At 69.1% G+C, this 13,185-nt stretch carries 12 protein-coding genes; 3 read left to right on the top strand and 9 right to left on the bottom strand.

The window, feature by feature from the left end:
• Positions 1 to 262 precede the first annotated feature (262 nt).
• Genes ACSHT8_RS01495 through ACSHT8_RS01460 form a run of 8 tightly spaced genes read right to left on the bottom strand, consistent with a single transcriptional unit; the run spans position 263 to position 6,820 of the window.
• The gene (locus tag ACSHT8_RS01495) at positions 263 to 643 is read right to left on the bottom strand and encodes a metal-sulfur cluster assembly factor (RefSeq protein ID WP_436496939.1); all 381 of its coding nucleotides are present in this window, start codon (positions 641 to 643) and stop codon (positions 263 to 265) included.
• Complete coding sequence (sufU, locus tag ACSHT8_RS01490) at positions 636 to 1,085, bottom strand: Fe-S cluster assembly sulfur transfer protein SufU (protein ID WP_436496937.1); 450 nt, start codon at positions 1,083 to 1,085, stop codon at positions 636 to 638. Before sufU ends, ACSHT8_RS01495 begins: the two co-directional genes overlap by 8 nt.
• Positions 1,085 to 2,332, bottom strand: a complete 1,248-nt coding sequence (locus tag ACSHT8_RS01485) for a cysteine desulfurase (RefSeq protein ID WP_436496935.1) — start codon at positions 2,330 to 2,332, stop codon at positions 1,085 to 1,087. Before ACSHT8_RS01485 ends, sufU begins: the two co-directional genes overlap by 1 nt.
• Before the next feature lie 40 nt (positions 2,333 to 2,372).
• Positions 2,373 to 3,146 carry a Fe-S cluster assembly ATPase SufC gene (sufC, locus tag ACSHT8_RS01480; RefSeq protein WP_436496933.1) on the bottom strand — a complete coding sequence of 258 codons (774 nt, stop codon included), beginning with the start codon at positions 3,144 to 3,146 and terminating at the stop codon, positions 2,373 to 2,375.
• A gap of 19 nt (positions 3,147 to 3,165) precedes the next feature.
• Entirely contained in the window at positions 3,166 to 3,480 is a 315-nt protein-coding gene (locus tag ACSHT8_RS01475) for a non-heme iron oxygenase ferredoxin subunit (protein WP_436496931.1), read from the bottom strand.
• Positions 3,477 to 4,637: a Fe-S cluster assembly protein SufD gene (gene sufD / locus ACSHT8_RS01470; protein ID WP_436496929.1), complete on the bottom strand. Its 1,161-nt coding sequence runs from the start codon at positions 4,635 to 4,637 to the stop codon at positions 3,477 to 3,479. Before sufD ends, ACSHT8_RS01475 begins: the two co-directional genes overlap by 4 nt.
• A complete protein-coding gene (gene sufB / locus ACSHT8_RS01465) occupies positions 4,638 to 6,080 on the bottom strand; it encodes a Fe-S cluster assembly protein SufB (protein WP_436496927.1) in 1,443 nt (480 codons plus the stop codon). It abuts the gene before it with no gap.
• Complete coding sequence (locus ACSHT8_RS01460; RefSeq protein ID WP_436496925.1) at positions 6,077 to 6,820, bottom strand: helix-turn-helix transcriptional regulator; 744 nt, start codon at positions 6,818 to 6,820, stop codon at positions 6,077 to 6,079. Before ACSHT8_RS01460 ends, sufB begins: the two co-directional genes overlap by 4 nt.
• A 290-nt stretch (positions 6,821 to 7,110) precedes the next feature.
• Between ACSHT8_RS01460 and mptB the strand changes: the two genes are divergently transcribed.
• Genes mptB through ACSHT8_RS01445 form a run of 3 tightly spaced genes read left to right on the top strand, consistent with a single transcriptional unit; the run spans position 7,111 to position 10,378 of the window.
• Positions 7,111 to 8,679 (top strand): polyprenol phosphomannose-dependent alpha 1,6 mannosyltransferase MptB, encoded by a 1,569-nt coding sequence (mptB, locus tag ACSHT8_RS01455; protein ID WP_436496923.1) that lies wholly within the window; start codon positions 7,111 to 7,113, stop codon positions 8,677 to 8,679.
• A gap of 11 nt (positions 8,680 to 8,690) precedes the next feature.
• Positions 8,691 to 9,611 carry an ABC transporter ATP-binding protein gene (locus ACSHT8_RS01450; RefSeq protein WP_436496921.1) on the top strand — a complete coding sequence of 307 codons (921 nt, stop codon included), beginning with the start codon at positions 8,691 to 8,693 and terminating at the stop codon, positions 9,609 to 9,611.
• Positions 9,612 to 9,667: 56 nt separating this feature from the next.
• Positions 9,668 to 10,378 (top strand): ABC transporter permease, encoded by a 711-nt coding sequence (locus ACSHT8_RS01445; RefSeq protein WP_436501963.1) that lies wholly within the window; start codon positions 9,668 to 9,670, stop codon positions 10,376 to 10,378.
• Here ACSHT8_RS01445 and ACSHT8_RS01440 read toward each other — a convergent pair.
• The gene (locus tag ACSHT8_RS01440) at positions 10,375 to 13,179 is read right to left on the bottom strand and encodes a DUF4082 domain-containing protein (RefSeq protein ID WP_436496919.1); all 2,805 of its coding nucleotides are present in this window, start codon (positions 13,177 to 13,179) and stop codon (positions 10,375 to 10,377) included. The two genes, ACSHT8_RS01445 and ACSHT8_RS01440, sit on opposite strands and share 4 nt — an antisense overlap.
• Between the last annotated feature and the right edge of the window lie 6 nt (positions 13,180 to 13,185).

Genomic DNA, 13,185 nt, shown 5'->3' with positions numbered 1-13,185 from the left:
CGCGACTGGCTTTTCGCCGGGCCAGTGCATCTGCGACCCGCAACCGTGCGCGCGCCCGGCCTTCTCCTTTGCGGGCCATCAGGTTCAGCGCCCGAACTCGTCGACACATATCACCCGCCCAGCAGCGGGCGGGTGATCGCAGAGGTCGAGATCCGCTGCGTTCGCGGCTGATCGCCACGACGGAGCCGCGGGCGATGAGTCAGTAGCCGAACGTGCCCAAGGAGCCTTGCGGGGATACCCCGCCAGCTTCAAATCAACCTGATCAGACAGTGAAGCCTAGGGCGCGCAGCTGCTCGCGGCCGTCGTCGGTGATCTTCTCCGGGCCCCACGGCGGCATCCAGACCCAGTTGATCCGGAAGTCGTTCACCAGGCCCGCTCCCCCGGTCAGCGCGGTCCGGGTCTGGTCCTCGATCACATCGGTCAGCGGGCACGCCGCCGACGTCAGCGTCATGTCGATGATGGCGGTGTTGTCGTCCTCGACCCGGATGTCGTACACCAGCCCGAGGTCGACCACGTTGATGCCCAGCTCGGGGTCGACCACGTCGCGCATGGCCTCCTCGAGGTCGTCCAGGGAGGGAAGGTCGGCGCGGGGCGTCTGGTCGGGCATGCCCGCGGCGCCGCGCTGGACTTCTTCGTCACTCATGGGAATCCACTCCGTTCGCGCGGGCCACCGCGTCCTTGAAAGCCATCCAGCCGAGCAGGGCGCACTTGACGCGCGCCGGGTACTTGGCCACACCCGCGAAGGCGATGCCGTCCTCGAGCACGTCCTCGTCCGGCTCGACCTGGCCGCGCCCCTGCATCAGCTCGACGAACGCGTCCAAAGTGGACATCGCGTCGTCGATGCTGTGCCCGGTCACCAGGTCCGTGAGCACCGACGTGGACGCCTGGCTGATCGAGCAGCCCTGGCCCTCGTAGGACACATCGGTCACCGTCGTGCCGTCGAGCTTGACCCGCAGCGTCACCTCGTCGCCGCAGGTCGGGTTGACCTGGAACGACTCGGCGTCGAACGGGTCGCGCAAACCGCGCCCGTGCGGGTTCTTGTAGTGGTCCAGGATGATCTCCTGGTACATCTGCTGCAGCTGCATCACGCCACCCCGAAGAACTTCCGCACCTGGTGCAGCCCCTCGATCATCGCGTCCACCTCGGCCGTAGTGGTGTAGAGGTACGGCGAGACGCGGGTCGAGGACTGCGCGCCGAGCCTGCGGTGGGCGGGCTTGGCGCAGTGGTGGCCGCCGCGCACGGCGATGCCGTACGAGTCGAGCACCTGGCTGATGTCGTGCGGGTGCAGGCCCTCCATAGTGAAGCTGATCGCCCCACCGCGGTCGACCATCTCGGTCGGGCCGAGGATGCGCAGGCCGGGGACCTCCAGCATGCGGCCGAGCGCGTAGCCGGTGATCTCCTGCTCGTGCGCGGCCACGTTCTCCATGCCCAGCGCCGACAGGTAGTCGATGGCCGCGCCCAGCCCGATCGCCTGCGCGATGGGCGGGGTGCCCGCCTCGAACTTGTGCGGCGCGGGCGCGTAGGTCGAGCGCTCCATCCGCACGTCCTCGATCATCTCGCCGCCGCCGTGGAACGGCGGGAGCCCGGCGAGGACCTCGGACTTGCCCCACAGCACGCCGATGCCGGTCGGACCGAGCAGCTTGTGCCCGGTGAAGCCGATCAGATCGGCCCCGGTGGCGGTCACGTCGTAGGGCAGCTGCGGACCGGCCTGGGCCGCGTCCAGCACGACGAGCGCGCCGACGGCCTTGGCCCGCCGCGCGATCTCGGCGACCGGGTTGATCGTGCCCAGCATGTTCGACACGTGGACCAGCGAGACGACCTTGGTCCGCTCGGTGATCAGCTCGTCGATGTTCGACAGGTCGAGTCTGCCGTCGTCGGTGATGCCGAACCACTTCAGCGTCGCGCCCGTGCGCTGGGTGAGCAGCTGCCACGGCACGATGTTGGAGTGGTGCTCCATCTCGGTGACCACGACCTCGTCACCCGGCCCGACGCGGTAGGGACCCTCCCACGCGAGCACGTTGGCGACCAGGTTCAGCGCCTCGGTGATGCCGCGGGTGAAGACGATCTCGTCGCGGCTCGGCGCCTTGATGAACGCGGCGATCTTGTCGCGCGCGCCCTCGAACGCCGCGGTCGACTCCTCGCCGAGCTGGTGCACCGCGCGCGCCACGTTCGCGTTGTGCAGCGAGTAGTGCTCGGAGAGCGTGTCGATCACCGACTGCGGCTTCTGCGAGGTGTTGGCGCTGTCCAAATAGACGAGCGGCCGGTCTTCCGCGAGCCTGCGCTGCAGGATCGGGAAGTCCTTTCGGACCCGCTCGACGTCGTAACCGGTCACCGTCACACCCTTCTCACCTGTGTACTACCCCGGTACAACGTCAGGCAGTCGTCGCTGCTTCCTGGATCCCGGCATATTTCACGTAGCCCTCGGCTTCGAGCTGGTCGGCCAGCTCCTTGCCGCCGGACTCGACGATCTTGCCGCCCGCGAAGACGTGCACGAAGTCCGGGGTGATGTGGCGCAGGATGCGGGTGTAGTGCGTGATGAGCAGGACGCCGTGGTCGCCGGCGGCCTGGAACCGGTTGACGCCCTCGGACACCACGCGCAGCGCGTCGACGTCGAGGCCGGAGTCGGTCTCGTCGAGGATGGCGATCTTCGGGTCGAGCAGCGCGAGCTGCAGGATCTCGTGGCGCTTCTTCTCGCCGCCGGAGAAGCCCTCGTTGACGCTGCGCTCGGCGAAGGCCGGGTCGATGTCCAGCTCGCTCATCGCGGCCTTGACCTCCTTGACCCAGGTCCGCAGCTTCGGCGCCTCGCCGCGCACGGCGGTGGCCGCGGTGCGCAGGAAGTTCGACATGGACACGCCGGGCACCTCGACGGGGTACTGCATGGCCAGGAACAGGCCGGCGCGGGCGCGCTCGTCGACCGACATCGCCAGCACGTCCTCGCCGTCGAGCGTGACCGTGCCCGAGGTCACCTGGTACTTGGGGTGACCGGCGATGGCGTAGGACAGGGTGGACTTGCCGGACCCGTTGGGGCCCATGATCGCGTGGGTCTCGCCCGCCTTGATGGTCAGGTCGACACCCTTGAGGATCTCTTTCGGACCCTCGTCGGTCGCGACCGAGACGTGCAGGTCCTTGATCTCCAGCGTGGCCATTGCGTCTGTTTCCTAAGCCTTAGTTGAGTGTGGTGGTGACATCGACGTGCACCTGGTCGTCCACAATGGACACCAGGAAGACGTCGACCGGTTCGGTCGCGGGCGGCGACGAGGGGGCGCCGGTGCGCAGGTCGAAGCACGACCCGTGCAGCCAGCACTCCAGACCCTTGCGGGTCAGCTCCCCTTCGGACAGTGCCAGTTCGGCGTGCGAGCAGCTGTCGGCGAGCGCGTGCACCTGGTCGCCCTGGCGCACCAGGACGACCGCGACGTCATCGACTTCGACGGCGTGGGGCTTGCCGTCGAGCAGATCAGCCAGGGCACACGCGCGCGTCACGTTCCGACAGCTTCCAGCTCGGCCTCGATCGCGGCCTCCAGGCGCTCGCGCACCTCGGGAACCGTGATCTTCATGAGCAGCTCGTGGAAGAAGCCGCGCACGACGAGTCGGCGTGCCTGGTCCTCGGGGATGCCGCGGGCCTGCAGGTAGAACAGCTGCTCGTCGTCGAAGCGGCCGGTCGCGCTGGCGTGGCCCGCCCCGGCGATCTCGCCGGTCTCGATCTCCAGGTTCGGCACCGAGTCGGCGCGGGCGCCGTCGGTGAGCAGCAGGTTCCGGTTGAGCTCGTAGGTCTGCGTGCCCTCGGCCACCGCGCGGATCAGCACGTCGCCGATCCAGACGGTGTGCGCGTCCTCGCCCTGCAGCGCGCCCTTGTAGACCACGTTGGAGGTGCAGTTCTGCGCCGAGTGGTCGACGAAGGTGCGGTGCTCGAAGTGCTGGCCCGCGTCGGCGAAGTACAGGCCGGTGAGATCGACCTCGCCGCCCTTGTCGGCGAACGCGGCGGTCGGCGAGAGCCGGACCACGTTGCCGCCCAGGGTGACCGCGGTGTGCTTGAGGACGGCGTCGCGGCCGATCTTGGCGTGGTGCGCGGAAAGGTGCACCGCGTCGTCCGCCCAGTCCTGAATGGACACCACGGTGAGCTTGGCGCCCTCGCCGACGACGAACTCGACGTTGTCGGCGTACACCCCGGAGCCGCGGTGGTCGATGACCACGACGGCCTCGGCGTAGATCTCGGCGCGGATCTGCAGGTGCCCGTAGGCGACCTTGCCCTCACCGGGACCGGTGACGGTCACGGTGACCGGCGCGGACGCGCGGGCCTCCTTGCCGACGGTCAGCACGGTGGCCTTCTCGAACGAGCTGTAGGCCTGCGCGGCGACCCGGTCGGCCGGGACACCGGCCTGGCCGAGCCGCGCGTCGGCGCGGTCGACCGTCTCGACGGTGACCTCGGCGGGCGCATCGACCTCGATGGTCGCCGCGCCGGTCGCCTCGACACCGGTGTGCAGGCCGGCGATGCGCTTCATCGGCGTGAAGCGCCAGATCTCCTCGCGGCCGGTGGGCACCTCGAAGGCGTTGACGTCGTAGGACGAGAACCACTCGGCGCGCGACGCCTCGGGAACCCGCGCCCCCTGCGAGCGCGGGTTTTCAACAGCGGCGGTCATTTAGCCGACGGCCCCTTCCATCTGCAGTTCGATCAGGCGGTTCAGTTCGAGTGCGTACTCCATGGGCAGTTCGCGCGCGATGGGCTCGACGAACCCGCGCACGATCATGGCCATGGCCTCGTCCTCGGTGAGGCCGCGCGACATCAGGTAGAACAGCTGGTCGTCGCTGACCTTCGACACCGTGGCCTCGTGGCCCATCTGCACGTCGTCCTCGCGGATGTCGACGTACGGGTAGGTGTCGGAGCGGCTGATCGTGTCGACCAGCAGCGCGTCGCACTTGACCGTGGACTTGGCGTGGTGCGCCCGCTTGTTCACCTGGACCAGGCCGCGGTAGGACGTGCGGCCGCCGCCGCGCGCCACCGACTTCGACTCGATCTTCGAGGTGGTGTGCGGGGCGAGGTGGACCATCTTGGCGCCCGCGTCCTGGTGCTGACCCTCGCCCGCGAACGCGATCGAGAGGACCTCACCGTGCGCGTGCTCGCCCATGAGGAACACCGCCGGGTACTTCATGGTGACCTTGGAGCCGATGTTGCCGTCGATCCACTCCATGGTCGCGCCCTCTTCGGCCTTGGCGCGCTTGGTGACCAGGTTGTAGACGTTGTTCGACCAGTTCTGGATGGTCGTGTAGCGGCAGCGGCCGCCCTTCTTGACGATGATCTCCACGACCGCGGAGTGCAGCGAGTCCGACGAGTAGATCGGCGCGGTGCAGCCCTCGACGTAGTGCACGTAGGCACCCTCGTCGACGATGATCAGCGTGCGCTCGAACTGGCCCATGTTCTCGGTGTTGATCCGGAAGTAGGCCTGCAGCGGGATCTCGACGTGCACGCCCTTCGGCACGTAGATGAACGAGCCGCCCGACCACACGGCGCCGTTGAGCGCGGAGAACTTGTTGTCGCCGTGCGGGATCACCGAGCCGTAGTACTCGGCGAACAGCTCCGGGTGCTCCTTCAGCGCGGTGTCGGTGTCGAGGAAGATGACACCCTGCTTCTCGAGCTCCTCGTTGATCGCGTGGTAGACGACCTCGGACTCGTACTGCGCCGCGACACCGGCCACCAGGCGGGCCTTCTCGGCCTCCGGGATGCCCAGCTTGTCGTAGGTGTTCTTGATGTCCTCCGGCAGGTCCTCCCAGGACTGGGCCTGCTTCTCGGTGGACCGCACGAAGTACTTGATGTTGTCGAAGTCGATGCCCGACAGGTCGGCGCCCCAGCTCGGCATGGGCTTGCGGTCGAAGAGCTGCAGGCCCTTGAGGCGGGACTCCAGCATCCACTCCGGCTCGCTCTTCTTCGCCGAGATGTCCCTGACGACGGCCTCGGACAGCCCTCGCTGCGCGGTGGCACCCGCGACATCGGCGTCGGCCCAGCCGTATTCGTAGCGACCCAGCGAGTCAATCGTCTCGTCTTGGGTCAGCTGCGTGGTGGTGCGCTGCTCGGCAGCGGCAGTCATAGGGACTTCCCTCCATGCGGAACGGGGTGTTCGGTACTGCCTGGCCTCGCGAGCGGCACATGCGTGGTGCATGCGGCGTCACCGTTCGCGATTGTCGCCAGTCGCTGCACGTGGGTGCCGAGGAGGGCGGCGAACGCCGCCGTCTCGACCTCGCACAGCTGGGGGAACTCCGCCGCGACGTGCGCGACGGGACAGTGGTGTTGGCAGAGCTGCTCGCCGGTACCCACACTGCGTGTCGACGCAGCGTAACCCTCCCGGGTCAGGGCGACGGCCAGGGCCTGCGCCCTGGCGTCCGGCGTGGCCGGGGACGTCACCGCGACGCGGTGGCGGTCGACCAGCGTGGCCATTCGCCGCTCGGCGAACGCGCGCACGGCGTCGTCGCCCCCGGTCTCGGCGAGGAACCGCAGCGCCGAGATGGCGAGGTCGTCGTAGGCGTGGCCGAAGCGGGCCCGGCCGGACTCGGTGAGCAGGTAGAGCTTGGCCGGTCGGCCTCGCCCGCGGTGCCCCAGCCTGGGAGCGTCGCGGGTGTGGGCCTCCCCGTCGGCGACGAGCGCGTCGAGGTGCCTGCGCACGGCGGCCGGGCTAAGCCCCAGCGCGTCGGCGACGGCGACCGCCGCGATCGGCCCCTGTTCCAGCAGCAACCGGGCCACGCTGACGCGGGTGCGCCCGTCGTGGGACCCGCCCACGGGGAGACTGAGGGTCTCCTCGGGGGTGCGCGGAGCGGGGGCGGTCTTTTTCACAACACAAGTGTGTCTTATTTCCTCGCTGGGGGCAAAGCCGGGTGACCGGCCTCACCGAACCGCAGGTCATGGATACCGTTCACGACACCCCGCGCGTCTGCCATGAACTAGGACCTCGCGGCCCGGCGCCGGTCCAGATGGCTCTGCGAACGCCAGGCAACCGGCCACACCGACGTCACGCTCCAAACCGGCGCGAAGACCCCAGACAGCGCATTCACACAGGTTGGAGCACAGAACCTCGAACGGTTCGATACCTTTCCCGAGTGGTGGCGGCAGAGGTGGGGCAGCGCGTGCATGTGCCTGATGACGACGCGGGCGTGTTGAACGCGGCCGAGCGCAGGCAGCTCGATGTCATTCGGCGATTCGGCACGGTCGGAGCGCTCCTGCTCGCCATCGGCTCGCTGGGCGCGGGCGCGGCGCCGGTGTTCAGCCCGGTGCTGCGGATCCCGGTGCTGAACCTGTTCAGCCGGATGACCACGGTCTCGATGGCCTTCGCGTTCACCGGTGTGTTCATGATCGTGCTGGCCTGGCTGGGCCTGGGCAGACTGTCGCGGCCGGGCCGGGTGCGGGTCATGTCGGTGTCGCAGATGGGCCGCACGCTGGCGATGTGGATCGCGCCGCTGGTGTTCACCGTCCCCAGCTTCAGCCGCGACGTCTACAGCTACCTGGCGCAGAGCGAGATCGTCGCGCGCGGCATGGATCCGTACACGCTGGGACCGGCGCAGGCACTCGGTGTGGAGCACCCGCTCACGCAGGGTGTGCCGACGGTGTGGCGGGAGACGCCGTCGCCGTACGGGCCGCTGTTCCTGGTGCTCGGGCGGGCCATCAACTGGCTGACCGGCGACCACGTGGTCATGGGTGTGGCCATGCACCGGCTGCTCGCGCTGATCGGGCTGGCGATGATCGTGTGGTCGCTGCCCCGGCTGGCGCGGCGGTTCGGGGTGAGCCCGGTGAGCGCGCTGTGGCTGGGCGCGGCGAACCCGCTGGTGCTGTTCCACCTGGTCGTCGGCGTGCACAACGAGTCGCTGGCCATCGGTTTGATGATGGTCGGGTTCGAGCTGGCCCTGAGCCGGATGGCGAAGGTCACACCCGACGGCCCGTTCCCGCCGTGGCAGCCTGGCGAACTGCGCTGGTACGCCATCGGCGCGGCGGTGATCACGCTCGGCGCGGCGGTGAAGATCCCGGCCGCGCTGGCCCTGGGCTTCCTGGGGGTGATGATCGCCCGGCGGATGGGCGGCCGGTGGAAACACCTGTTCCAGGTCGCAGGCGGGCTCGGGGTCGTGTTCCTGGTCGTGCTGAGCGCGGCGTCGTTCGGCAGCGGCCTCGGCTACGGCTGGGTGAGCACGCTGAACACCGCGTCGACCATCAAGAGCTGGATGGCCCCGATGACCGCGCTCGGCTACGGCGCGGGCGGCCTCGGGATCATCATGGGCCTGGGCAACCACATCGACGCCGCGATCAGCGTCGCCAGGATGTTCGGCACGATCCTCGGCCCGGTCATCGCGGCGAAGCTGCTGCTCGACGGCTTCCGCTGGAAGCTGCGCCCGCTGACCGGCCTCGGCGTGGCGCTCGGCGCCATCCTGATCTTCGGTGCCGCGGTGCACGCCTGGTACCTGCTGTGGGCCGCGGTCCCGCTGGCCGCGTCGGCGGGCAACACCCGCTTCCGCACCGCCGCGATGGGCGTCAGCGTGCTGATGGCGGTGGTGCTGGCGCCGACCGGCTCGACGTTCGACGGCCGGGTGTTCGTGCTGCCCTACACCTACGTCGCGGCGGTGCTGGCGACGCTGGTGGCGCTGGCCGTGGTGTGGCGGCACATTCCGCGCACGCCCGGCGATGGCGTGACCAGCGGCACGCCTTAGGCTTCGTGGTCGTGAGCGTGCCCGCCGTCGAGGTGTCCGACCTGGCCAAGAGCTATGGGTCGACCAAGGCCGTAGCCGGGCTCGGCTTCACCCTGCCCGCGGGCTCGGTGCTGGCGCTGCTCGGCCCCAACGGCGCGGGCAAGACCACCACCATCGAGATCTGCGAGGGCTTCCTCCGCCGCGACAGCGGCTCGGTGCGCGTGCTGGGCCTCGACCCGGGCACCGACGGCGAGCGCCTGCGCCCCCGCGTCGGCGTCATGCCGCAGGGCGGCGGCGCCTACCCCGGCATCCGCGCCGACGAGATGTTGTCGCTGGTGGCGGCGTGCGCGGCGAACCCGCTGGACCCGGCGTGGCTGCTCGACATCCTCGGCCTGACGAGTTCGGCCAGGACCCCGTACAAGCGGCTGTCCGGCGGCCAGCAGCAGCGCCTGTCGCTGGCGTGCGCGCTGATCGGCAGGCCGGAACTGGTCTTCCTCGACGAGCCGACCGCCGGGATGGACCCCCAGGCCCGCCGCCTGGTGTGGGACCTGATCGCCGCCCTCCGCACCGACGGCGTCAGCGTGCTGCTGACCACCCACCTGATGGACGAGGCCGAGGCACTGGCCGACCAGGTCGTGATCATCGACCACGGCCGCGTCGTCGCCCAGGGCAGCCCGCGCGAACTGACGACCCGTGACGAGCAGCAGCTGCGGTTCCGCGCGAAGTCGGGGATGAACACGGCACTGTTGGTGCAGGCGCTGCCCGCGGATTGCGTGGTGTCGGAGCCGACCCCCGGCGGGTATGTCGTCACCGGCACGGTCGACCCGCAGGTCGTCTCGACGGTGACGGCGTGGTGCGCGCAGCAGGGTGTGCTGGCCGAGGAACTGCAGGTCGGCAGGCGCAGCCTGGAGGACGTGTTCTTGGAGCTCACCGGACGGGAACTGCGCTCGTGACCACCTTCCAGCCCGGCACGTTCACCCCGTCCCCCGGCGCGGGCAGGCCGCTGCGCATGCTCGCCGCGCACGCGCGAACCGAGGCGATGCTGACCCTGCGCAACGGCGAGCAGATCCTGCTGACGCTGCTGATCCCGCTGGTGCTGCTGATCGGCCTGAGCCTGCTGAAGATCATCGACCTGCCCGCCCCGCGCGTCGACTCGGTCACGCCCCGGATCTTCGCCCTCGCGGTCATGTCCTCGGCCTTCACCGGCCAGGCGATCGCTCTGGGCTTCGACCGCCGCTATGGCGTGCTGAAGAGGCTTGCCGCCACGGCACTCCCCCGCTGGCTGCTCGTCGCGGGCCGGGTCGTGGCCGGACTCGTCGTGGTGACCATCCAGCTTGTGGTGCTGGCCGCGACGGCGTTGGCTTTGGGCTGGTCACCTTCGGGCCTCGCGTGGGCGGTGCTGTTGGTGATCTTGGGCACGCTGACGTTCGGCGCTCTAGGGGTGCTGCTGGGTGGGGCGTTGAAGGCTGAGGTTGTGTTGGCACTGGCCAACATCGTGTGGTTCGTCCTGCTGCTGGCAGGCGGCATCATCGTCGCGGCGGACTCGATGCCCGATGGGATGGCGACGATCGTTCGTCTGCTGCCTTCCGCGGCGCTGACCGACGGCCTGACCACCGCGCTGATGCACGGCGGTGTCCCCGACTGGTCGGTCTTCGCCACCCTCGCGGTCTGGGGCGCGGGCGCGGCGGTTATCGCGAGCCGGACAACCAAGCTGGTCTAGAGCGTGAAGACGATGTCCACCCAGTAGTTGAGCGCGCGGTAGGTCTTGTCGGGGAACGCGTGGCCGAAGTTGTAGACGCCGTTGCCGCCACTGCCGACGGAGGACAGCGCGGTGAGCGGGCCGCTGGTGCGGGCGTTGACGAAGTAGTTGTAGTCGTACGAGTAGCGCCCCGCCGGGCAGAAGTACGAGGCGATGTAGGTGGTGCCCGCGACGACGGCGACCGGGGTGGGCAGCTGCACGGTCTGCCAGCCGGTGGCGGTCTCGTTGGTCGCGGTGGCCGTCGCCAGCAGGGTTCCGCCCGCCGACCACACGCTGACCGTGTGGGTGCCGGTGTTCTGCGGTCCTTTGTAGAACTTCACGGCGGTGACCCGGCCCGAGACCGCGGGGGTGAACTTGAAGCCGAGTTCGCCTGCCGAGGTGTCGCTCGCGGTGAGGTTGCCGGGCACCGTCGAGGCTGAGTGGAACGAGGCCGGGAACGTGTGCGGGGTGTAGGTCACGTCGTACGCGCCGTCGGCCGCCGGGAACAGGGCGTAGGTGAGCCCCTTGATGGTCTCCTGCGTGAATCCGACGTTCCCGCCGTCCCTCGTGATGGCGGTGAGCGATCCCTTGATCGACTGCACCGGCAACATCCCGCGGAGCATCCCCTTGGTGCGGTCGTCGACCTCGGCGGTGAAGGTGAGGTTGTTCCCCGACCACGCGATCTGGGAGAAGTGGGACGCGTTGCGACCGTCGGTCCAGTCGAGAATCTGGTTCGCCGTGATGATCGGCACGCCGCGTGCCTTGGCCGAGGTGATGGCCTTCGCGCCGAAGTCGTCCGCGAGGTAGTAGTGGGTACCGAAGACACCGTAGTACCCCTCCGGGCCGATGGCCCGTTCCAGCAGGGTGTCGATGCCTTGCGGATACGTCAGGCCGTTCTCGTCCACCAGCTGCGAACACACCTGGTACACGTCGATCATCGTGCCGTCCAGGTCGGCGAAGCGCATCGGCAGGCCGGAACCGGTGAAGAGGCCCGGCCTGCCCTGGACCCACCAGAACGGCGCGTAGTAGTAGTTCAGGTCCATTCGGATGCCCTTGCTCAGCTCGACCTTCGGCTGAGTCGCCCAGTCGCTCCAGACGATGCAGTGGGTACGGCTGCCGGTCTGGGGTGGCAGGCTCGGGAACCTGTCGGCGAACGCACGCAGTTCCGAGTGGAACGTCGCCTCCAGCGAGATCGGGGTCCAGTTGGCGCACCCGGTGTCCACATGGATGCCGAGGTCGAAGCCGTCCGCGGCGTAGGCGGCCGCCTGCGCGTCGGTCATCGTCGTGCCCGTGACGTACATCCACGAGGTGGCCCGCAGACATTCCCACTGGTCCAGCGAGCCGCCGGGCGGGCTGTTCGCCTTCAACAGGTCGAAGTAGTCGGCGGTGCCCGTCGCGGTGCCGTGGTCGTCGAGCGCCATGACCAGCGCTGCCTTGAGGCCCTTGGGCAGGTACCACAGCTTGGGGATCGGCTTCCGATCGTGGTTGACGAAAGCGATGAGGTTGCCGAGCAGGCGCTGCTGCTCGTCGGCCTGCGGGACCGCGACCTTGGTGAAGTCGACCCAGTCCGGCTTGACGTCGCCGGGCTTAGCCCCGAAGAAGAGGTCCACCGGGCGCAGCGGCGGATCGTCGTCGCGTTCATCGCCGACCCACGCCGGATTTCCCTGCCGGGTCAGCACGATCGAGCGCGCGAGATCGTAGGTGAACGCGGCAGCCTGGCCGCCGTTGCTCCCCACCGCGCGCACGGTCACCGCGGGACTGTTGGTGGCCGTCGTGGCGCTGCTGTAGAGCCGGGCGACGGTTTTGGTCCCGCTCTGTGCGGTGTAGCGGTCCGCCCGGCCGTGGTACTGCATGGTCAGTTTCGGCAGTCCGGTGCCCGGCGCGGAATCGGTGCTGATGAGCAGATAGCCCTCGTCGAGGGTGGTGCCCTGGTCGGTCAGGCCGAGCAGCGCCGCCAGCTTCTTGTCCGGCCGCATGGCGATGAGGTTGCCGCCCGCGTTCACCCAGGTGGTGAACAGGGTGACCTGGGCGCTGGTGAGCGGGATCTCGCCCAGGACGACCACGTCGTGCTGATTCAGGACGGCGCTGGTGACAGCGGACAGGTCGACCGTGGTGAAGGAGCTGATGCCTTCGGCGCGCAGGATCTCGCTGTAGTACCTGCTGAACGGCCGCGCGTCGGATTTCACCAACAGGATCGGCCCGCCGAAGCCCTGGTCGAGCGGTGGCGGTGGCGGAGGGGGCGTTCCGGGTTCGAACACCACGTCCACCCAGTAGTTCGCGCTCGCGAAGGAGAAGGCGGGGAATCCGCTCGTGGCCGCGTAGCGGAAGACTCCGTTCGGGTCGCCGACAGCCGACGCGGGCGCGTGCAGCGGTGGGTTGTCCCTGCCGGTGGTGAAGAAGTCGTACGTCACGCTGTAGTGGCTTTGCGGCGCGAAATAGGAGGCGATATAGGTCTTGCCCGCTTCGATCGGCACCGACGTGGGGAACGTGACCGCCTGCCAGCCGGTGGCGGTCTCGTTGGTGAAGACGGCGCTGGCCAACCGGGTGCCGTCCGTCGACCAGAGCGAACCTGTGTGCTCGCCGCCGTTGCCAGCGCCCTTGTGGAAGCGCACGCCCGTGACGAATCCGGGAACGTCGGCGGTGAACTTGACGCCCAGTTCGAGCGGCTCGGTGTCGGGATCGGAGAGCAGCGCAGGGATGTCGGACGACGACCAGATGCTGTGCGCGGCGGCCTGTGGACTCTGGCCCGCGGAGGGTGAGGCGCCCGGTTGATCAGCAGCCATGCGGGC

Origin of the sequence: Actinokineospora sp. HUAS TT18 (assembly GCF_051364635.1) — a bacterium.
In the GTDB taxonomy this organism is placed as follows: Bacteria; Actinomycetota; Actinomycetes; order Mycobacteriales; family Pseudonocardiaceae; genus Actinokineospora.
Note: the sequence above shows the minus strand (reverse complement) of the source record. Positions and strands in the feature narration are given on the sequence as shown.

Excerpts from the sequence above, each read along its gene's own strand:
- ACSHT8_RS01445 (WP_436501963.1), top strand. The coding sequence starts at position 9,668 with ATGCTCGCCGCGCACGCGCGAACCGAGGCGATGCTGACCCTGCGCAAC.
- ACSHT8_RS01495 (WP_436496939.1), bottom strand. The coding sequence starts at position 643 with ATGAGTGACGAAGAAGTCCAGCGCGGCGCCGCGGGCATGCCCGACCAG.
- sufU (WP_436496937.1), bottom strand. The coding sequence starts at position 1,085 with ATGCAGCTGCAGCAGATGTACCAGGAGATCATCCTGGACCACTACAAG.
- sufC (WP_436496933.1), bottom strand. The coding sequence starts at position 3,146 with ATGGCCACGCTGGAGATCAAGGACCTGCACGTCTCGGTCGCGACCGAC.
- sufB (WP_436496927.1), bottom strand. The coding sequence starts at position 6,080 with ATGACTGCCGCTGCCGAGCAGCGCACCACCACGCAGCTGACCCAAGAC.
- sufD (WP_436496929.1), bottom strand. The coding sequence starts at position 4,637 with ATGACCGCCGCTGTTGAAAACCCGCGCTCGCAGGGGGCGCGGGTTCCC.
- ACSHT8_RS01440 (WP_436496919.1), bottom strand. The coding sequence starts at position 13,179 with ATGGCTGCTGATCAACCGGGCGCCTCACCCTCCGCGGGCCAGAGTCCA.